At 44.4% G+C, this 20,402-nt stretch carries 12 protein-coding genes; 6 read left to right on the top strand and 6 right to left on the bottom strand.

What is annotated here, in order from left to right; translation table 11 throughout:
- Positions 1-91: 91 nt before the first annotated feature.
- A complete protein-coding gene (locus tag AC57BQ_RS05055; RefSeq protein WP_496405228.1) occupies positions 92-1,858 on the bottom strand; it encodes a RagB/SusD family nutrient uptake outer membrane protein in 1,767 nt (588 codons plus the stop codon).
- 16 nt (positions 1,859-1,874) lie between these two features.
- Positions 1,875-5,186 (bottom strand): SusC/RagA family TonB-linked outer membrane protein, encoded by a 3,312-nt coding sequence (locus tag AC57BQ_RS05050; RefSeq protein WP_496405227.1) that lies wholly within the window; start codon positions 5,184-5,186, stop codon positions 1,875-1,877.
- A gap of 411 nt (positions 5,187-5,597) precedes the next feature.
- Here AC57BQ_RS05050 and AC57BQ_RS05045 point away from each other — a divergent pair, with 411 nt between their 5' ends.
- From AC57BQ_RS05045 to AC57BQ_RS05020, 6 genes are all read left to right on the top strand, one after another.
- Positions 5,598-6,527, top strand: a complete 930-nt coding sequence (locus AC57BQ_RS05045; protein WP_496405226.1) for a ketopantoate reductase family protein — start codon at positions 5,598-5,600, stop codon at positions 6,525-6,527.
- 245 nt (positions 6,528-6,772) lie between these two features.
- Positions 6,773-8,479 (top strand): ribulokinase, encoded by a 1,707-nt coding sequence (locus tag AC57BQ_RS05040; RefSeq protein WP_496405225.1) that lies wholly within the window; start codon positions 6,773-6,775, stop codon positions 8,477-8,479.
- Positions 8,480-8,483: 4 nt separating this feature from the next.
- Positions 8,484-9,182: an L-ribulose-5-phosphate 4-epimerase gene (locus tag AC57BQ_RS05035; protein WP_496405224.1), complete on the top strand. Its 699-nt coding sequence runs from the start codon at positions 8,484-8,486 to the stop codon at positions 9,180-9,182.
- A gap of 8 nt (positions 9,183-9,190) precedes the next feature.
- Positions 9,191-10,561, top strand: coding sequence for a glycoside hydrolase family 27 protein (locus AC57BQ_RS05030; RefSeq protein WP_496405223.1), 1,371 nt, complete (start codon positions 9,191-9,193; stop codon positions 10,559-10,561).
- 37 nt (positions 10,562-10,598) lie between these two features.
- Positions 10,599-12,089: an L-arabinose isomerase gene (gene araA, locus AC57BQ_RS05025; RefSeq protein WP_496405222.1), complete on the top strand. Its 1,491-nt coding sequence runs from the start codon at positions 10,599-10,601 to the stop codon at positions 12,087-12,089.
- A 95-nt stretch (positions 12,090-12,184) separates the two neighbouring features.
- Complete coding sequence (locus AC57BQ_RS05020; protein ID WP_496405221.1) at positions 12,185-13,891, top strand: sodium:solute symporter family transporter; 1,707 nt, start codon at positions 12,185-12,187, stop codon at positions 13,889-13,891.
- Between the two features lie 347 nt (positions 13,892-14,238).
- Here the strand turns inward: AC57BQ_RS05020 and AC57BQ_RS05015 are convergent, their stop codons facing one another.
- From AC57BQ_RS05015 to AC57BQ_RS05000, 4 genes are all read right to left on the bottom strand, one after another.
- A complete protein-coding gene (locus AC57BQ_RS05015; protein ID WP_496405220.1) occupies positions 14,239-15,087 on the bottom strand; it encodes a glycoside hydrolase family 16 protein in 849 nt (282 codons plus the stop codon).
- A gap of 18 nt (positions 15,088-15,105) precedes the next feature.
- Complete coding sequence (gene rhaM / locus AC57BQ_RS05010; RefSeq protein ID WP_496405219.1) at positions 15,106-15,420, bottom strand: L-rhamnose mutarotase; 315 nt, start codon at positions 15,418-15,420, stop codon at positions 15,106-15,108.
- A 27-nt stretch (positions 15,421-15,447) separates the two neighbouring features.
- Positions 15,448-17,280, bottom strand: coding sequence for a glycoside hydrolase family 35 protein (locus AC57BQ_RS05005; protein WP_496405218.1), 1,833 nt, complete (start codon positions 17,278-17,280; stop codon positions 15,448-15,450).
- Between the two features lie 158 nt (positions 17,281-17,438).
- Positions 17,439-20,297 carry a DUF8487 domain-containing protein gene (locus AC57BQ_RS05000; protein WP_496405217.1) on the bottom strand — a complete coding sequence of 953 codons (2,859 nt, stop codon included), beginning with the start codon at positions 20,295-20,297 and terminating at the stop codon, positions 17,439-17,441.
- Positions 20,298-20,402 lie beyond the last annotated feature (105 nt).

The following is a 20,402-nucleotide window of genomic DNA, read 5'->3' as shown; positions in this document are numbered from 1 at the left end:
ACATTAAAACAAGTACAATGCACCTGCCCGGATGAACCGGACAGGATACATTATACACCACTTAAACCAGCATAAAACCACTTAGACCGGCTTAATTAGTCCAACCTGCATTTTGTTTCAGGTTGGGATTTCTTTGTGTTTCTACCAGCGGGATGGGCCAGGTATAGATATAATCGCCCTGGAAAGAATAGGTATACACATTGGCACCCCAAACTTGTTTTACCCCATTACCGGTGTAGAACACTTTATCTTTCCATGATTTCCACCTGAGCTCATCAAAATAATTGATGCCTTCGTTCGGGAACTCTACACGGCGCTCATTCCTGATACGCTCGCGCAGATCAGCCTGCCCGGCAACCATGGTAGCTGTGCTTGAATTTAATAAAGCGACACCTGCCCTGGCCCTAACCTCGTTAACTTTGGCTACAGCATCGGCTGTTAAGCCCTGCTCATTCAATGCCTCGGCCCACATCAACAGCACATCCGCATACCTGATCAGCGGAAAATCGGTAGGTCCGTATGATCTGTTTACGATTTCGGCGTTGCCCTCGTAAACGAATTTCCGGTACAGGTAGTAGAAATAGCTTTGTGTATCGGTACGCAGGTCGCCACCTAAAGCAGCCTCGCCCCGGTATGGCCAGCGTGCGGTTACCGTGGCATTAATAGAACCAAATACCCCATTATAAGTAGCATATGGAGTGATCACATTGGCGGCCAAACGCGGGTCGCGGTTAGTGTATGCCTGCAATATCCGGGCCTCGTTACCCGTTGGTAAATACAAGCTCATTTGGGCGCCCCGGGATGTAGCGGCAGCTATTTCTTTATCGGTAAGATTGTTCCTTAAGAAAAACACTTCCCGCTGAGCCGGAGTTAAGCCGGAATATCCTGGTAAAACCGAATCCCAGTTAAAAGCCGAACCATCCAGATTTTGATAAAGATCAACTAGGTTGGGCGATACCAGGTAATCATTCCAGCATGAACCAAAAGATGAGCGTGTACCGCAGAACCATTGGGTAGTTGAACCATATCCCGTGGTTCCGCCACCGGCTACAGCTACGTTCTGGATAGAAAATATCATTTCGCTGCATTGCTCATTTGCAGCTTTAAACAAAGCGGTATAATTAGCAAACAGGGCATATCCGGCAGATTTTACCATAGCGAAATCCGCCGCAGCCAGATCCCATTTTTGTAAATACATATAGGCTTTGCCACGCAGCGCATAAGCCGCGCCTTTGGTCACATGGCCGTAGTTGCCCGCGCCGGCCGCGTAGATAGAAGGCAGGCTCGGCTCGTTGATGGCATCGGTCAAATCGGCCACTACCTGATTCCATACATCCGTTTCGGACGACCTGGCTTTTATAGCCTGATCTGCAGTAAAGGGTTCCAGGTAAATAGGTACACCTTTCCATAGCTGGTTTAAGCGCAGGTAAAAATAGGCTCTCAAAAATTTACACTCTGCTACATAACGGGCTTTTTTTGCCGGATCGGAAGGCGATTTCAAGGGTATGTTTTTGATGGCATCATTGGAGCGTTGTACACCTTCATACAAATTTTGCCATATACTGCTGTAAATTCCATTACCGGTAGTTATGGTACCGGATAACATGGATTCCAGATTGCGGGTTTGGCCGGTAAAACCAAAACGGTCCAGCATATATAGCTCCAGACCAGAATCGGTACCGGAGTTTTCGCCTAATCTTAATGCCTGGTATACCCCGGTAACACCCAGGTCGGTTAAATTATCGTTTGTCCACATGTTGGTGGATGGAACCGAAGAATAAGGCGATGTATCGAGCAGGTTTTTCTTGCAGCCCGTTACTATGGCCACAGTTAATATTAATATAAATATCTTTTTCATCGTTTTTTATTTAAGCTTAAAAGGCAGCATTTAAACCAACAGAGTATTGACGCATGGTTGGGTAACCAGCACTCGCACCTATTTCAGGATCAAGTCCCGGATACTTGGTTATCGTAAATAAATTCTCGGCTGCAACATAGATCCTTATTTTACTTAAAGACCATTTCTGGGTTAAGCTTTTTGGGAGTGTATAGCCTAACTGAACATTCTTCAATTTCACGTAGGACGCATTGTACAAATAGAAATTGCTAGCTAAGTTATTCTGTGCATCGGATGTATTTTTTAAGCGTGGGTAATGCCCGTTAATATTATTGGCCGGGTCTGATGGGTTGGCATCATTATAATAATAGTGATCATTCGCCACCAGGTTGTTTACTGCATAACCCAACTGAACGATGGAATTGTTATAGCCCCTATCGTTCCAATAATAATACATGCCAAAACTTCCGGCCCATATCATAAAGCAGTCAAAACCTTTGTAAGATACATTGAACTGTAAACCGGCATTGTATTTTGGTGTTGACGATTTATTGGTAAGCTGAGCATCGTAGCTATTGCCGTAGATACCGTCGCCGTTGCTATCGCCATAGATCAGGTCGCCATAATAGATCTTGGTTTTGCTGATGCCATTGGCTGGCTGAAACTGGTATCCGGCGTTCATCATGCTTTGCAACCAGGCCATATCCTGTGGCGTGCGGATCATACCATCTTTAGGACCGCCATTCTTATTCACCGAACCATCTGCATTATTATAGGTTCCATTTCCTTTATACACCGGATACAGATAATACTCATTGATAGCATGCCCCTGGATAACCCTTGTAGTACCACCGCTTGAAACCTGGCCGATGTTTGATGAATAAACGCGATTTCCGCTGGCATCGGTGGTGTAACCTTCCTGCAAGGTGCCTTTATATTTTTCGACCCGGTTAAAGTTGTAGGCAAAATTGCCCGATACGCTAAAATTCAAACCACCAGCCTGGCCGCGATAGCCAAGGGTAACCTCAATACCTTTGTTTGATACCTCGGCAATGTTTTGTGTCGCCGCTGTTGCCGTACCTACGGTTAATGGAATGGTTGGTGTGAATAAGATACCTGTGGTATATTTACGATAGGCATCGATCTCAAAATTCATTTTCCCTTTAAACAAGGTTCCATCCAAACCGATGTTGCTGGTAGTGGTAGTTTCCCATTTCAGGTTCTGATTGGCAAATTTTGTTTGAGCCAGGCCCGTTACAGCAGCCCCGTTGTATGAATAAGCGGTCGGATTGTAAGTCGCCAGGTAATCATAATTACCCAAAGCGGCATTAGAGTTCAGTACGTTATTACCGGTTTGTCCCCAGGAAGCACGCAGCTTTAGGTTACCTACATATTCATTTACGTTTTGCATAAAAGGCTCTTCGGAGATACGCCAGCCCGCGGCAAAGGCAGGGAAAAAGCCCCAGCGGTTAGCAGGCGCAAATTTTGACGATCCATCGTACCTGAATACGGCCTCCAACAGGTAGCGTGATTTATAGTCGTAGTTCAAACGCCCGAAGAATGATCGTAAGGCATAATTATAAGCATCACCGGTTGCGGCTGTTGGTGTTGTTGCCGAGTTTAGGGTGGTAATTGAGGGGTCGATCAATCCTAATTTGGTGGCATCGAAGTAGTAATATTTATAATCGTACTGGTCATAACCTACTAAGGCCCCAATAGTATGATCTTTAGCAATAGTGGTATTATATCTTAAAACCGCATCGAGCGTGATCAGGTAATTCTTATTGAAATCATAATAAGTGCTCAATTGCGATGGCGCGGTGGCGGCTTGTTTTAAGGTATTGGTCGAAAAATCCCATTTTTCAAAAGGAATGGGGTAGGAATTGTTCTCTTCAAAACGAGTCTGGTAGTTGAATTTGGTTTCCAGGGTTAAACCTTTATACAGGTCGATATTAGCGAAAAACGTGGTATTGATCCTCGATTCCTGATCGCTTCCGCCAGTAGTGGTTAAATAACTCGCGATATTATTCGCAGTGGATGACTCTTCCGGAGCCGAAGGAAAACCATATTTACCATTATAATAGGGATAAACACCAGGGGTGGTTTGCCATAAATAGTTAAAAGCATTGCCGGTATTTGCCAGGCCAAAAGTTTGCAATGAGGCAAATGTTTGCGTACCAACGGTTAAAAACTTAGTTGGTTTGGTCTGCAAATTCACACGGAACTGGTATTTGTCTGATCCGGTATTTTGCATGGTACCCGGGTTACCGGTATAACCAGCTGATAGCAGGAACTGGGTAGTTTCATTACCGCCGCTGATGGATAGGTTGTGATCCTGTAATATGTTATTCTGAAAAATTGTTTTGGCCCAGTTGGTATTGGGATAAGCAATATAATTAGGTACACCTATGGTGTTTAAACCGTTGGGATCAGCATCGGCTTTTTGCCATTGCGCTATGGTAGCAGCGGTATAAACCGGAGTTTGACCCAGGTTTTGGTAACCCTCATTGACCAGTTGCATGTGCCGCACATAATCAGACACGAACGAAGGCATCCTGCTCGGATTGGTTTTGGAGGCAATACCGGTATAAGTTACCGTAGTTTTATTTTTGCTTCCTTTTTTGGTGGTTACCAGGATAACGCCGTTGGCAGCCAACGAACCATATATGGAAGCCGCTGCAGCATCCTTTAAAATAGAGATGCTTTCTATATCATCGGGGTTTACGGCATCTAAAGTACCCTGTATACCGTCAATAACTACCAGGGCATTGTTGTTATTTAAGGTACCCAGGCCCCTGATCCGGATGGTAGCACCATCTGCACCAGGCTTGCCGGAGCTTTGCATCACCGATACACCGGCGCTTAGTCCGGTTAAAGCAGATGACACATTGGTTACCGGTCGGTTCTCGATATCTTTTGCGCTGATGGTAGCTACTGAACCTATCAGGTTAACCTTTTTCTGGGTTCCGTAGCCTACAACCACTACGTCGTTAAGGCTGGTGCTTTGTTCTGCCAGTACAATATCTACAACCGGCGCATTGCCTGCTGTTTTTTCCTGGGTAACAAAGCCGATATAGGAAAACACCAGCGTGGCATTGTTATCAGGCACACTGATCATATAAGTACCTTTCGCATCGGTAACCGTACCGTTTGCAGTACCTTTTAGTTTAACGCTAACCCCTGGTAAAGTTTCGCCTTTACCGTCTTTTACAATACCCGTAATTTTCCGCGTTTGAGCGTAGGCACTGCCAATAAACAAGACGAGTATCATTAGGGTTGCGAGGGAGTTTTTAAAGCACCTTTTTATGATGCCTTTACCCTGGTCGCTATAGGAGTAAATTTTATCCATTTTAATTCAATAAGTTTTAAATTTTGTTGGTGTATGGTTATTAAAAAGGTATAGGCATACCTTTAATTAGTTTCCGATCCCTGACCGTTGGGAACATCAATCGCGCTAAGTCGCATTACCCGGAGGCCTAATAAAATATCTTTTCTTTCATAATCTGGTTTTAATGGTTGCAACAAATTTGAAGTTATTGGCAGCGGAGGAAGGGGTAAAATCCTAAGAAAATGGGGGCAAAATCCTAAACAAGCGTATCCAGGACACTTATGAAGTGATTATTTTATGATGAACGGTCAGACTAAATTTCAGTAAAGTAGGATCATCCAACTGTAAATAATAGATTATTCCGGGCAGAAATTGGTAAACATCTGCAGGGTTGCCTAACTTGGGCCACTATATCATCCTTTCTTATTTATCGTGAAAAATCATATCAATAATGTTTATATCGTAGGACTTGGTGCAATGGGCAGTATGTACGCGGCCAAACTACAGGATATAAACCCCAGCTTAGTAAAGGTCATCGCTTCAGCAGAACGCATAAAAAACTATCAAAACTCAAGGATCAAGGTTAACGGGAAGCTCTATGAATTCAATTATGTCCAGCCTGGCGACCATTCTCAGCCCCCTGCCGATCTCATCATTGTTGCGGTTAAATCTCCTCAGCTTGCCTCGGCCATAAACGACCTTAGCGGATTTGTGCACGATGATACCATCGTCATTTCGTTACTCAATGGTATATCCAGCGAAGAACAGATCGGCGAAAAGATCGGGATGAAGCATTTACTTTTTGCCTATGGCGTTGGGATGGATGCCGTTCGCGAAGGCAGCATAGTTACTTATTCTAATCCAGGTCGGATAGTTTTTGGCGAAAAGGAAGATAGCACTGATTCACAACGGGTACAGGCAGTAAAGGAGTTATTTGACAAGGCCGCTATACCTAATCACATTCCTGCAGATATGTACAAGGCCCTTTGGTTTAAATTTATGATGAATACCGGCATTAACCAGGCATCAGCCGTATTGAAGGCCCCCTACGGGCAATTTCAGCAAAATAAAGAAGCCCGCAAACTCATGTTGATGGCCGCCGAAGAGGTAGTTACCTTGTCGCATCAGATGGGCATTTTTCTGGGTCAGGAGGATATTGATGAATTTACCCGGATAGTTGACGGGCTCGGTCCCGAAGGGAAAACTTCTATGTTACAAGATATTGAGGCTGGCCGTAAAAGTGAGGTGGAACTTTTTGCCGGAACGGTGATAGAGCTCGGCCAGAAGTACCAGGTACCTACTCCTGTTAATGAAACTTTATATACCATTATCAAAGCGCTGGAAATAAGCGAAGCCACCTAACAATTTTGTTACGGATGCGCTTATAGCTAAGTACAACATTTTAAATTTTGTTTGTATAAAACTTTTTATACTTTTGTTTTAGTGTTATATTAACAATTAATATTACATGACCAGTTATAAATATTTTACCAGCAATTCCGTCAGCTCGTCTTTTCTATTAGTCAGTTAAAGAGGCAATAAAAAAAGTCCGGTTGGCCATATTGTAATACAAATCAAAATAAGTGTTATTTAAACACTAATAATACATGAACAAAGATCAATTAGTGATTGGGGTGGATTACGGATCAGATTCTGTACGCTCCGTTATAGTAAATGCTTCAAATGGCGAAGAAATAGCTTCGTCGGTATATGAATACCCGCGCTGGCGCGATGGCTTGTTTTGCGAGCCGGGCATCAACCAGTTCAGGCAGCATCCGCAGGATTATATTGATGGCCTGGAGGTCACCATTAAAGACTGTATTGCTCAGGCAGGCGGTGCCAATATTGTTGCATCTATAAAAGGTATTTCTGTTGATACCACAGGCTCCACTCCCGTAGCGGTTGACGCTTATGGTACACCATTGGCTTTAACACCCGGTTTTGAAAATAACCCGAACGCCATGTTTGTGCTTTGGAAAGACCACACGGCTGTTAAAGAAGCTGCTGAGATCAACGTCCACGCAGCTTTATTTGATACCAATTACCTGCAATATGTGGGTGGCATCTACTCATCCGAGTGGTTTTGGGCCAAACTGCTGCACGTTTTAAGAGTTGACGAGACTGTAAGAAACGCGACCGCCTCCTGGGTGGAACATTGTGACTGGATCCCTTTTTTACTCACCGGGGGCACCGATGTTAAAGCCATAAAACGCGGGCGCTGTTCTGCCGGGCATAAAGCCTTATGGGCCGAAGAATTTGATGGTTTACCTCCCGATGTTTTCTTTTCGTTGCTTGATCCGCTATTAAAAGGGTTCACGCATAAACTATATAAAGATACTTATACTGCCGACCAGGCCGCGGGTACGCTAAGTGCCGAATGGGCGCAACGCCTGGGCCTGTCAACTGAAGTTGTAGTGGGGACCGGCGCTTTTGATGCGCACATGGGAGCAGTAGGCGGGCAAATTGAACCTTATTACCTGAGCAAAGTAATGGGTACATCTACCTGCGATATATTGGTTGCTCCAACAGCCAACATGCAGGGCAAACTGGTGCGCGGTATATGCGGACAGGTAAATGGCTCAGTTATTCCGGGGATGGTAGGTCTGGAAGCAGGGCAATCGGCCTTTGGCGATACTTATGCCTGGTTTAAAAATATAATTTCATGGCCTGTTAATCACTTGCTATCCCAATCAAAAATAATTGACGAAGCTACAGCCAAAGCTCTAAAAGCCGAGCTAAGCGATCTGATCATACCCGAACTGAGCAGGCAGGCGGCTTTAATCCCTGTTGATGAGCCCAACGAGCTTGCTGTCGACTGGTTTAACGGCCGCCGTACACCTGATGCCAACCAGGAATTGAAAGGAGCTATAACCGGTTTGAGTTTAGGCAGCGACGCACCTCGTGTTTTTCGCGCCCTGGCAGAAGCCACCTGCTTTGGTGCAAAAAGTATTGTGGACAGATTCATTTCCGAAGGTATTCCGGTAAAAGGTATTATCGGTATTGGTGGCGTGGCCAAAAAGTCGCCTTTTGTTATGCAGATGATGGCCGATGTACTGGGCATGCCTATCCGGATCCACCAGTTTAAACACACCTGTGCCCTGGGCGCAGCCATGTTTGCCGCCGTGGTAGCCGGTATATATCCTACGGTTGAAGAAGCTATGACGGCCATGGGGCGCGGTTTTGATGAGGAGTATTACCCCAATGCCGACCTTGTAGCTATTTACAGCAAACGCTATGAGCAATATAAAGGCCTCGGGGAGTTTGTAGCCAGTCAAACAGCCAAAACCACAGCAGCCGAACTTCAAAACAATTAATCAAATGAGCAAGTATCAACATATAAAGCAAACAGCTTATGAGGCAAATATGCAGTTACCCAAATTAGGCCTGGTACTGTTCACCTTTGGCAACGTGAGCGCAGCAGACAGGGAGCTCGGTGTTTTTGCTATCAAACCCAGCGGCGTACCCTATGATGAGCTGACACCAGAAAAAATGGTGATCGTTGATTTTGATGGCAATACCATTGAAGGTGACCTGCGCCCTTCTTCGGACACCAGAACACATGCTGTTTTGTATAAACATTGGGATGGTATTAACGGGATTGTACACACCCACTCTACCTATGCCACAGCCTGGGCACAAGCGCAGCGCTGCATCCCGGTTTTTGGCACTACGCATGCCGATCATTTAACGGTTGATGTACCCTGCGCCCCCCCCATGAGTGATGAACTGATAGCAGGCGATTATGAGTACCAAACCGGTCACCAGATCATCAATCATTTTAAGGAAAACGACCTTGATCATCAAGAGGTTGAAATGATACTGGTAGGTAATCATGCCCCCTTTACCTGGGGCAAAACAGCCGAAAAGGCGGTTTACAACAGTGCAGTTCTGGAGGCAGTAGCGCACATGGCCCATTTAACGGAACAAATAGATAATTATGCTCCCCGCTTAAAAGAGTCGCTCATTAAAAAACATTACGAACGCAAACACGGGCCCGATTCTTATTACGGTCAATAATACACCTCATGAAATTATCCTGTTTAATTATATTTTCCGCAGGCATTCTGCTCAGCATTCAAACATCGGCCCAAACAAAAGTTGCCGCTACGCCGCCAATGGGCTGGAATAGTTATAACTGTTTTGGCTCGGCTGTTCACGAGGATGAGGTTAAAGCCAATACCGATTATATGGCCAAATATTTAAAGCCGTATGGATGGCAATATATTGTGGTCGATTTTTTATGGTCGTATGATAACCCTCCGGGCAGCAATATTGGCAACCCTTTTCAAAAACGGCTACAAGATGGTTCATACATCCCCTGGTTAACTATGGACAAATGGGGACGTTTAACACCACAACCCAATAAGTTTCCATCGGCATTGGGCGGTAATGGCTTTAAATCACTTGCCGATTATGTGCACGCGCAGGGATTAAAATTTGGCATCCACGTAATGCGTGGCATCCCAAGACAGGCGGTATGGGCAAAATCACCGGTAAAAGGCACCAATGGCATTACTGCGGATATGGTTGCAGATACCAACTCGCAATGCCCCTGGATGAACCACATGTATGGGCTCGACATGAAAAAGCCCGGCGCGCAGGAATACCTGAATTCGTTGTTAGAACTATACGCATCATGGGGAGTAGATTTTATTAAGGTTGATGACCTGTCGCGCCCTTACAGCGCGGCCGAAGTTGAAGGCTACAAAAAAGCCATCGATCAGTGTGGCAGGCCTATTGTTTTAAGTCTTTCACCGGGCGAAACGCCGCTTAACCAAGCTGCTCATGCCACCCAATACGCCAATATGTGGCGCATGGCCGACGACTTTTGGGACAACTGGAAAGAAGTACTGCATATGTTTGATTACGCCAAAAGCTGGGAAGGCGTAGGCGGCCCCGGCCATTGGCCCGATTGCGACATGATACAGATCGGTAAGCTATCCAAACGCGGCCCGGTTGGCGTTGAACGATACAGCCGTTTTACCGAAGATGAGCTTTATACCCACATGACCTTCTGGAGTATCTATCGCTCGCCGCTGATGCTGGGTGGTAACCTACCCGAAAACCGGGATCTGGAGCTGAAGCTATTTACCAACGATGAGGTGCTTGGCGCTAATCAAAAGGGAGAAAACCCGCGCCAACTGTATAAAAAAGACGGCGCCATGGTCTGGTATTCGCACGTGCAGGGTAGCAAAGACCTCTATGTAGCCTTATTTAACATTGGTGATAATCCAAAACCGGTGACTGTAGATTTTGCATCCCTTGGCCTTAAAGGCAAAGTAAAGGTGCGCAATCTCTGGAAAAAACAAGATATCGGTCAGATAAAAAAGGGTTATCAACAAAATATCAATGCACATGGTGCAGCCCTACTCAGGTTATCGACGGACAACAATTAAATATCAATCACTAATTCAATAACACAATAATTATACAATGATCGACCTGAAAACATTTGAAGTTTGGTTCATTACCGGGAGCCAGGACCTGTACGGAGAAGAAACATTAAGGCTGGTAGCCGAGCATTCACAGCAAATTACAGCGGGGCTGGACAGTTCCGGTAAAATCCCCGTGCGTGTGGTTTACAAACCCGTTGTAAAAAGCACTGATGAAATATACACTACGCTGCAACAGGCAAACCTGGCCGAAAATTGCATTGGTGTGATCACCTGGATGCATACCTTCTCCCCTGCCAAAATGTGGATCCGGGGTTTAAGTATCCTGAAAAAGCCGCTGCTACACCTGCATACCCAATATAACCGCGATATCCCATGGAGCTCTATCGACATGGATTTTATGAACCTGAACCAAAGTGCCCACGGCGACCGTGAGTTCGGCTTTATGGTATCGCGCATGCGCATTAACCGCAAAGTGGTTGTTGGGCACTGGCAGGATCCCGAAGTTTTAAGTCAGATAGAAGCATGGACACGTGCAGCAGCCGGTTGGTACGATTGGCAGGGTGCTAAGTTTGTCCGCTTTGGCGACAACATGCGTTTTGTTGCCGTTACCGATGGCGACAAGGTAGAGGCCGAGTTAAAATTTGGTTTCTCGGTAAATACTTATGGCATTGGCGACCTGGTAGCCGTGATCAATGCGATAGCTGACACGGATATCAATACATTGATCGATGAATATGAAACTACATACACCATGGATGCTTCGCTTAAAAAGGGTGGCGAAAAGCATTCATCCGTTTATGAAGCTGCAAAGATAGAATTAGGTTTGCGCAAGTTTTTAGTCGATGGAGGCTTTAAAGGTTTCTCGGACACATTTGAAGATCTGCATGGTATGGTACAATTACCAGGTATTGCTGCCCAGCGCCTGATGGCTGATGGTTACGGTTTTGCCGGCGAAGGAGATTGGAAAACCACAGCCCTGGTACGTGCTTTTAAAGTAATGGGAGCCGGATTAAAGGGCGGCAACGCTTTTATGGAAGATTACACTTATCATTTCGACCCCAATAATGCATTGGTATTAGGCTCGCATATGCTGGAGGTAGATGCTTCTTTGGCAAATGGTAAAGCAGCTTTAGAAGTTCATCCTTTAGGTATAGGCGGCAAGGCCGATCCCGCAAGGCTGGTATTTAATGTAACAGGCGGCCCCGCGCTTAATGCGGCGCTGGTGGATATGGGTAACCGTTTCCGTTTACTGATCAATGAAGTGGAAGCTGTTGAACCTGTGAACGACCTGCCTAAGCTACCCGTTGCCCGCGTACTTTGGAAACCATACCCTGATATGAAAACCGGTTGTGCCGCATGGATATATGGCGGTGGCGCTCACCATACTGCCTATAGTCAGAATTTAACCGCGGAGCATCTGCAGGATTTTGCCGACATGGCGGGCATTGAATTTTTACGCATTGGAAAAGATACCCGTATTGACCAATTCCGTAACGAGATCAGGTGGAACGAGGTAGCTTATAAATAATTATCCCCTATCAAAAAAACTGATCTGGCGGCTATTCGATGGGTTCTTAAGCCGCCAGATCAATCATATCAACCCAATTAAAATTAAACCACATTATGAGTAAATTCTCCACTATTGATTATATCGTATTCATCATCTACTTTTTTGTAGTGGCCGGATATGGTTACTGGGTATACAGCCGTAAGAAAAAAACCAGTATCTCCGGCAGTCACGATTTCTTTTTGGCCGAAGGTTCACTTACCTGGTGGGCCATCGGCGCCTCGCTGATAGCCTCTAACATTTCTGCAGAGCAGTTTATCGGTGCCAGCGGCCAGGGTTTTACCGTGGGTATTGCCGTAGCCGCATACGAATGGATAGCCGCCATCGCGCTCATCATTGTAGCCGTATGGTTTATCCCAGTATATCTCAAAAACAAGATATTTACCATGCCACAATTCCTGGAAACCAGGTATAATCAGTCTGTGAGTTTGATCATGGCTATTTTCTGGCTGTTTTTATATGTTTTTGTAAACCTTACCTCCATTCTCTTCCTGGGTGCATTGGCCATCAACAGCTTAGCCGGCGGCGATCCTGTTACTTTCCACTGGATCATTATCGCGCTTTCTGCTTTCGCACTGGTTATTGCCTTAGGTGGTATGAAAGTTATAGGCTTTACCGATGTGATACAGGTTTTGGTACTGGTCATTGGCGGCCTGGCTACCACCTATATTGCTTTAACGCTGGTTAGCGAGCGTTTTGGTTTAGGTAAAGATGCCTTAGCCGGTTTTACCGCGATGTTGAAAGATTCGCCCGAGCACTTTAAAATGATATTAGCCAAACCAGGGCCGCACGCGTCGCAGGCTGATATTGATAAGTACCTGCTGTTACCGGGTATCGCTATGTACTTTGCGGGGCAATGGATAGTGAATTTAAATTATTGGGGCTGTAACCAATACATCACCCAAAGGGCTTTAGGCTCCGACCTGAAAACAGCTCGTACCGGGATACTATTTGCAGGTTTAATGAAACTGGCCATGCCTATCATCGTGATCCTGCCCGGCATAGCAGCCTATGTTTTATATAAGAATGGCGGCTTACACAATGAGATGAATTCAGGCGGACATTTAAACGCTGACAATGCCTATTCGGCAGTGCTTGGATTTTTGCCAAGTGGTTTAAAAGGGCTTTCCATAGCGGCTTTAACCGCGGCTATCGTAGCTTCACTGGCTGGCAAAGCAAACAGTATATCCACCATATTTACGATGGATATCTACAAAAAATACATCAAAAAAGATGCTGATGAAAAAGGCATGGTGAAGATGGGTAAAATCATTATCGCCCTGGCTATGTTACTATCTGTTTTACTAACCTGGAAGGACTTGTTGGGCATTGGTGGCGAAGGCGGCTTTACTTTCATCCAAAAATATACAGGCTTTATCAGTCCGGGTATCTTTGCCATATTCATACTGGGCTTCTTCTGGAAACGCACTACCGGCGCTGCCGCTATCGTGGGTATCATCACCGGTTTTCTGATGTCGGTATTGTTTAATAACTACGCGCCAAGATTGTTTGGTCATGAAACATTATTGTATACCGCTTTCCCGAACGGGCATGGTGGTTATGAGATCCCCTTTTTGATCTGCATGGGCCTGTCGTTCCTCTTCACGGTTATTGCTATAGTTTTGGTAAGCTTTGCCGGACCAAAGATCAATCCAAAAGCTTTTGTACTTGATAAAGCCATGTTTAAGGTGGAACCATCTACATTGGCACTTATTATAGTAACCTTATTGCTGCTTACCGCGCTTTATGTAAAGTTCTGGTAGATCAGCATTATCAATATGCTATTTAATCAAAAGAGGCTGTATCATCAATCATGATCAGCCTCTTTTTTCTTTGATCTATCCGGATATTCAATCACGCATTGATGTACAGTCTTGGGTTGGATTAACTCCGTTAAAAAAAAGTGGGTTTACATGGTTTACACTTTTTAGGATTTAAATTTATTTATTGCATTGAATATCAATTATTTACAATATTTTTCTATCAAAAAAACGGTTTACAGTGTAAACCATAAATATGATCGGCTAAACTTCAATTCATAGGTGGCACAGCGGCAAGGGTGGTCAATTTGATTTATGATACGGCCTCTTTTGATATTTACAACTTAACGTTATTTCTTCTGATAAACCCTGACATAATCAACTTCAAAACGGCGGGGAAACTTTGTTTGTGACGGATCGCCACCATTGTCGCCCCCCAGCGCCAGGTTAAGCAAAATATAATGCGGCTGCATAAAAGGGTTAAAATTACTGCCATCGCGGTTAACCAGATCTTTGAGCGCCACCCGGTTCAGCAATTGATCGTCAACAAACAAACTGATCGCGTTTTCGTCCCAATCCATGCGCCAGATGTGAAATTTCCGGCTCCAGTTTTTTTCAAAGCTTGTGACCGGTTTGGTATTGCTATACCACTTGGCCTTAAAAGGCTCGGCCGTTCCGCAGGCTATATTGGCCAGGAGTTTCCCGCGATAATATTCCATAATATCAATTTCGCCGTTGGATGGCCAGGGTTTGCTAATACCCAATGTCCAGAAAGCGGGCCATAAGCCGGCCTCAACATCTATCCTCGCCCGCATCACAAAACGGCCATACTGCCAGCTATGCTGTCCACGCGTGTTCATGCTCGACGAGGTGTATTCTATAAATTCCCGGCTGGCTTTCCAGTCATTGCTCCCTGCAACATAAGCCGCATTTGGCAAATGTTCTTTTTTAGCTTCTATCACCAATAACCCCTTATGGCAAACCGCATTTTGCGGCTGATACCATTGCAACTCATGATTACGTATAAAGCCATGTTCAAATTTCCAGTTGGTGGTATCCGGCGCGCCTTCCTGATTAAATTCATCGGCCCATACCAGTTTATAATTACCGGTAGTATCAATCGGTTTAACCTGACATTTGCCTGCAAAACTATTACCGGCAAGAAGCCATGCTAATATGATCAGGATCTTTTTCATCATCCTATTCTTATAAATTCATCAAGCTAAATAAAACATTTCCTGCAATGGGACGCTTACAGGCGAATAGTCGCTGTTACTTTCCATGATATCGGCCATATATTGCCACCATTTTTGCATCACCGGATTTTCCGGAAGCTGGTTAACAGCATCTAAATCCGCTGCCAAATAGGTACCAAAAAGGGTGCTTGTTTCTTCATCCAGGTAAATATGATAATCACAGATACCACTCTGCCTTAATAAGGCAACCAGTTCTGGCCATATCTGATCGTGCCGCATTTTATACTCCTGGGCTTTACCAGGTAAAAGATGCATTTTAAAAGCGACTCTTTCCATAAGGGGCTTATTAGGTTGAAGAAAATTTTATTGCAACTGATCTAAAATCGGCTTTGCTGATGTCTGTAAAAGGCTTTGTCCGGGTTTAAGTAGTTCCAATACAACTACTTCATTCTGGCCTTTTTTAAGCCACTCAGCCGGCAAATATAAGGTTTGCTGCGGGCCAATGCCCCAGTATTTACCTAAGTTATGACCATTTACCCATACCAGGCCTTTACCCCATTTGCTCATGTCCAGATAAGTATCAGCAACCTTATCCACATTAAATGAACCTTTTTTGATCACCGGCGCCGTGCCTTTGTAGGCTACCGGTTGATATTTTAAACCATTCAAATTTTTGAAAGGCAAGCTATACATTTTCCAGTTGCTAAGCTCTTTATGGTTAAACACCACTTTTTCGGTAATGCCCTTTTTATTTTGTAAAAGATATTTGCCAAAATTAATCCGTCCAAGATTTTCGACCAGGATATCCAACGTAACATTACCTGCTGGTAAGGTAAGGGACAAGCTATCCTGTTTTAAACGACGATCAAGCGTACCCACAGTTTTCCCGTTGATCATAATAATGGCATAATCTCTTAACTCCTGCAATTTCAACAGGCCACTTGCACCGCCTTTTATGGTAGTACGATACAACACAAAGCCATAATCCTGGTTCAGATCTTCAAAAGTAAGCGGCTTCGGACTGGTCTTAGGTGCCGGCAGATTCTGAAGTATGCCTCCTGCCTGCGTAAGCTTTATAGCCGGGAGCTGCACAGCGGGTTTAGTAGCCGGAACCGGCGGCAATTGCTGACCGGCTGGTAAATACTTCCCGATCACACTCCTGAATGCCATAAATTTAGGCGTGGCGTTACCGGCCTCATCTAAGGGGGCGTCATAATCATAACTACTGATCTGTGGTTCATAGGGTGATACATCATTAAAATTGGCCCCGTTCATAAAGCCGCGGGTGGTACCGCCATGAAACATGTACATATTGATGGAGATACCTGCCGCTAAAACAGAATCGAGCCGGCTGCTGTACTGTTCCGCAGGCACGGTATGATGCTTTGTACCCCACCAATCGAACCAGGCCGGGTACCATTCGGCTATATAGTAAGGACCTTTACCGTCGTGATTTTCATTAATGATCTTTTTTACTTTAGCGGGATTATCCAGACCATTTACAGCAGGCAATAATCCGGGCAAATGACCTTTTACCAGGTCGGGTGCAGGATCGCAGGTATAAAGCAGGCCATCAAAACCGGCTTCTTTAAATAGTTTTTGATTAATCTCCAGGTATTCTTTATCACTACCGTATGATCCATATTCATTTTCGATCTGTACCATGAGGATGTTACCCCCATGATTGATCTGTAAGGGCGCAAGCTGTTTACCAACTTCCTTGATATATTTTTCATACTCCTTCAGGTATTGCTCCTCTTTGCTACGAACAACCAGGCCTTTTTCATTTTGCAACCAGTAAGGATAACCGCCAAACTCCCACTCGGCGCAAACGTATGGACTGGGACGAAGGATCACCCACAGGCCCTCCTGCTGAGCTATTTTTACAAACTCAGCCACATCGTTATTCCCGCTGAAATCAAATGTGCCCTTCTGAGGCTCGTGCAAGTTCCAGAAAACATAGGTACCAATGGTATTTAACCCCATGGCCTTGGCCATTTTCATCCGGGCACGCCAGGCCTCGCGAGGAACCCTGGGATAATGCATTTCGCCGCTGATCATCTGGAAAGGTTTACCATCCAGCAGAAAGGCAGCATCAGACAAAGCAAAAGAGTGTGGGGTTTGTGCCTGGGTATATAAAGCTGTTAACATTAAAATACCGGAACACAGCGCGCGTAACTTATTTCTTAAAAGCATAAAATTAATTGTTCGTATTATTTTGATTAGGTTGTATTTGCTAAATACAGGCTTTTTTAAGTAAAACAAAGGGGGTAAAATCGCCAATTACAGGGGATATTTTCTCATAAACTATTAAAAACCGCCTGGAGCAATGGATCGATCTTTTCCTTTTATATCTACTGGTATAATGATCTTATTTTTTGAATGTCAATCTTTAGGTTCGGATCAAACTTATCGTTATTCATATAGCTTTGAAGACTATATAATAGCTGACGGGCCTCGGGCCGTTTATCCAGATCAGACTGCAGATCGATACCCGATACGATGAGTTTGCCATTGCCAACCTTGCATTCAAATATCAAACCCAGCGATTGCGCCGTTACCCAATCATCAATAACCCTTACAATTGGCTGCAAACCGGTTGCTACTGAGTCAAGACGTATAGCGTTGGAATGTGACATAGCATCCCACCATTGCCAATTACTGTAACGTTGTGTGGGAAACTCCTTCAAAGCCGGATGTTGCGGATCGCATAAGATACCTAAAGTAACCGGGGGCTGATTGTGAGTCCAGGCCGTATTCCAGAATATGCTTGAAAAACCAATGGCTATATTGCCTCCCTTACCCTCTTTTAGCGCTCCCTTTTTTAGGGTCAATAATACTTTACCGCCTTTATTAAGGGTTTCAACGGCTTTGTCATCCATAACATTTGTAACCATGATTTCCTGGTTAACTTTGGGTAGCACAGCCGGGTAAACAAATACCTCCCAGGAGTTTTCATAACCGGCAATAGATACGGTTAAGGTAAGTTTAGCTGGCTTGGTTACTGAGTTTAATGGCTGTTTAATTACACCCAACTTTATATTGTTTCCCAAGGGGATGTTTGTTGTGCCCAACTCTCCTTTAAATAAAATATCCCCGGCGTCATTCTTTATATCCCATTTGGGGCTTATGTGGCTTAGTTCCTGTCGGCCAAATTGAGCGATCTCTACCGGTACCGTAAATGTTTCGTTATTCAAATAGACCATTTTAGGCAAACGGGCCAATGGGACAATCGCATTACAGAACTGACTATACTCTTTCCCGGTAACGTATCCTTTATCTCTCCAAAACGGATTAAGCACACCTACCAAAGCCGTACCTTGTCCCGGAAAATCATTTAAGCCCAATAGTTGAAAACCACCGAAACCGGGTGTGCGTAGAGCGGCTTCAATATCTGCCTTGTAACATAAAACCTGCAATTTTCCGGATGCAAAAAGGAAATCTTCGGCTAAATTTCCCAAGCCCTGTTTTTTTAGCTGATCATGGAAGATCTCGAAATTCTTTGCTTTTAATACACCATCATACTGGCTTATTTCTTTAAAATCAGGATAAACACACCATTGACCAATTTCATGGCTCACTGTTGGATGTTGCCATTTTTTAATAATATCGGTCCAATCATAATCTGCCCGGGGCGACTGGCCGTTGATAATACTTTTTAAACCCTGCCCCCATCCCTGAATCCGGGGATCCGGTGTACTGTTATAATCGCTGCCATTGATGATGGGCCAACCAGAGCCTGTAGAATACAAATGGCGGGGATCTTTTTGTTTCCAATAGCTTACAAAATCCGTCAGGTATTTAACCATATTCTTGCCAGCAGGCTCGTTGCCATAGTTCATCATACAAAAAGACGGGTGGTTTCCATATGCTTTTACTATCCGGTTACTTTCATTATAGATATATTGATCCAAGGGATGTCCGTCGCCAATAGTAGCACCTTGGTTGGCCCAGGAAGCGCATTCAATTTGAAAATAAAAACCCAAACGGTCGGCAGCTTCAAAAGCAGCATCGGGCGGGCACCAGGAATGAAAACGCAGATGATTAAGCCCATAGGATCTGCACACCGTTAAAATCTGCATCCACGATTGCAGATCTGTTGGTGGGAAACCGGTTTTGGGATAGGCCGCGCACTCTAAAGTCCCGCGCAGGAACGTAGGCTTGCCGTTAATGGTAAATTGTGTACCCTGGCTCGAAAAGCTCCGCATACCGAATGTGACCGATCTTTCATCTTTTTCATTCGCGGCGGTAGTTAGTCCTACGCGCATTTTATAAATATCAGGTGTAAACTCACTCCATAGTAATGGTTTTTCGCCCATCGGGTAAGTTATTTCTACAACAGTATCTTTTAGTACTGAGACTTTTTTTGATACTGTTTTTAACGTTGTGGCTTTTGCCGAGGTGGCTAAAAGACTAAGGGAGGTGCTAACCGGTTTCCCGGTACGATTAACGATCTGTATGCGCGCTTTAACCAGTTTATTCTTGATATCAGGATATAGCTGTACATCGTCAATATATACCAGCGGTTTAGCTTCTAAAAACAAATGACCGATCATTCCATTCCAGTTAGTTTGGGTATGATCGGAAATGCTGTGTGAATTTTGCCCTACATTAAAATCCTTTACCCTGTTATCCACACGAATAGTTATTTGGTGGCTACCGGAAGATAACTCAGCGGAAAGATCAAAAATCTGGGCAGTGGAGAGGCTGTTTTGCATGCCTATCTGCTTATCATCAACCCACACAGTTGTTTCCCAATGGCTTCTTTCAATATATAGTTCAATATGCTTTTTAGACCATAAAGCAGGAATGGTTACTTTTTTTTGATACCAGGCGGCTCCCTTATAATATTTAGTGGGCTGAAGCCAGAACGGAATTTTGATATTACCAGGTTTGCGATATTGCTCGTATTCGGGACTACGAAACCAGGTAGAATCCTCAATACTTCCTGTCCATGCGGTATTCACGGTAATATCGTTCCCTAATCCGTTTGTGGTCATTGATCCCGGAAGTGTGATTTTATTTGTCAGCGCACTTCCATACCATTTTTGCTTTATTCCTATATCCAGCGAATCAATTTGAAAAGCCCATTTACCCGAAAGATCTATTTTGTAGCCTACTGTTACAGCGCTTTTTTTTGATTGGCCTTTAACAACGGATATAAGCGTTAATTGTAAAAAGGCAATTAACAAAAACAAGATTAGTTTTCTCATCTGTTTATAATTGGTATTTATAATTTAACAGAATGATCCGGTTGCTTCTGTTTATGGAAGCAACCAGATCAAAAAGGTAAAAAGGTTTAGGTTAAAACCAATTGA

This window comes from Mucilaginibacter sp. BGA-UO-ETr-C110 (assembly GCF_059567985.1).
This window is presented reverse-complemented; position numbering and strand designations above follow the sequence as displayed.

Excerpts from the sequence above, each read along its gene's own strand:
- AC57BQ_RS05055 (WP_496405228.1), bottom strand. The coding sequence starts at position 1,858 with ATGAAAAAGATATTTATATTAATATTAACTGTGGCCATAGTAACGGGC.
- AC57BQ_RS05050 (WP_496405227.1), bottom strand. The coding sequence starts at position 5,186 with ATGGATAAAATTTACTCCTATAGCGACCAGGGTAAAGGCATCATAAAA.
- AC57BQ_RS05040 (WP_496405225.1), top strand. The coding sequence starts at position 6,773 with ATGAACAAAGATCAATTAGTGATTGGGGTGGATTACGGATCAGATTCT.
- AC57BQ_RS05035 (WP_496405224.1), top strand. The coding sequence starts at position 8,484 with ATGAGCAAGTATCAACATATAAAGCAAACAGCTTATGAGGCAAATATG.
- AC57BQ_RS05030 (WP_496405223.1), top strand. The coding sequence starts at position 9,191 with ATGAAATTATCCTGTTTAATTATATTTTCCGCAGGCATTCTGCTCAGC.
- araA (WP_496405222.1), top strand. The coding sequence starts at position 10,599 with ATGATCGACCTGAAAACATTTGAAGTTTGGTTCATTACCGGGAGCCAG.
- AC57BQ_RS05020 (WP_496405221.1), top strand. The coding sequence starts at position 12,185 with ATGAGTAAATTCTCCACTATTGATTATATCGTATTCATCATCTACTTT.
- AC57BQ_RS05015 (WP_496405220.1), bottom strand. The coding sequence starts at position 15,087 with ATGATGAAAAAGATCCTGATCATATTAGCATGGCTTCTTGCCGGTAAT.
- rhaM (WP_496405219.1), bottom strand. The coding sequence starts at position 15,420 with ATGGAAAGAGTCGCTTTTAAAATGCATCTTTTACCTGGTAAAGCCCAG.
- AC57BQ_RS05005 (WP_496405218.1), bottom strand. The coding sequence starts at position 17,280 with ATGCTTTTAAGAAATAAGTTACGCGCGCTGTGTTCCGGTATTTTAATG.
- AC57BQ_RS05000 (WP_496405217.1), bottom strand. The coding sequence starts at position 20,297 with ATGAGAAAACTAATCTTGTTTTTGTTAATTGCCTTTTTACAATTAACG.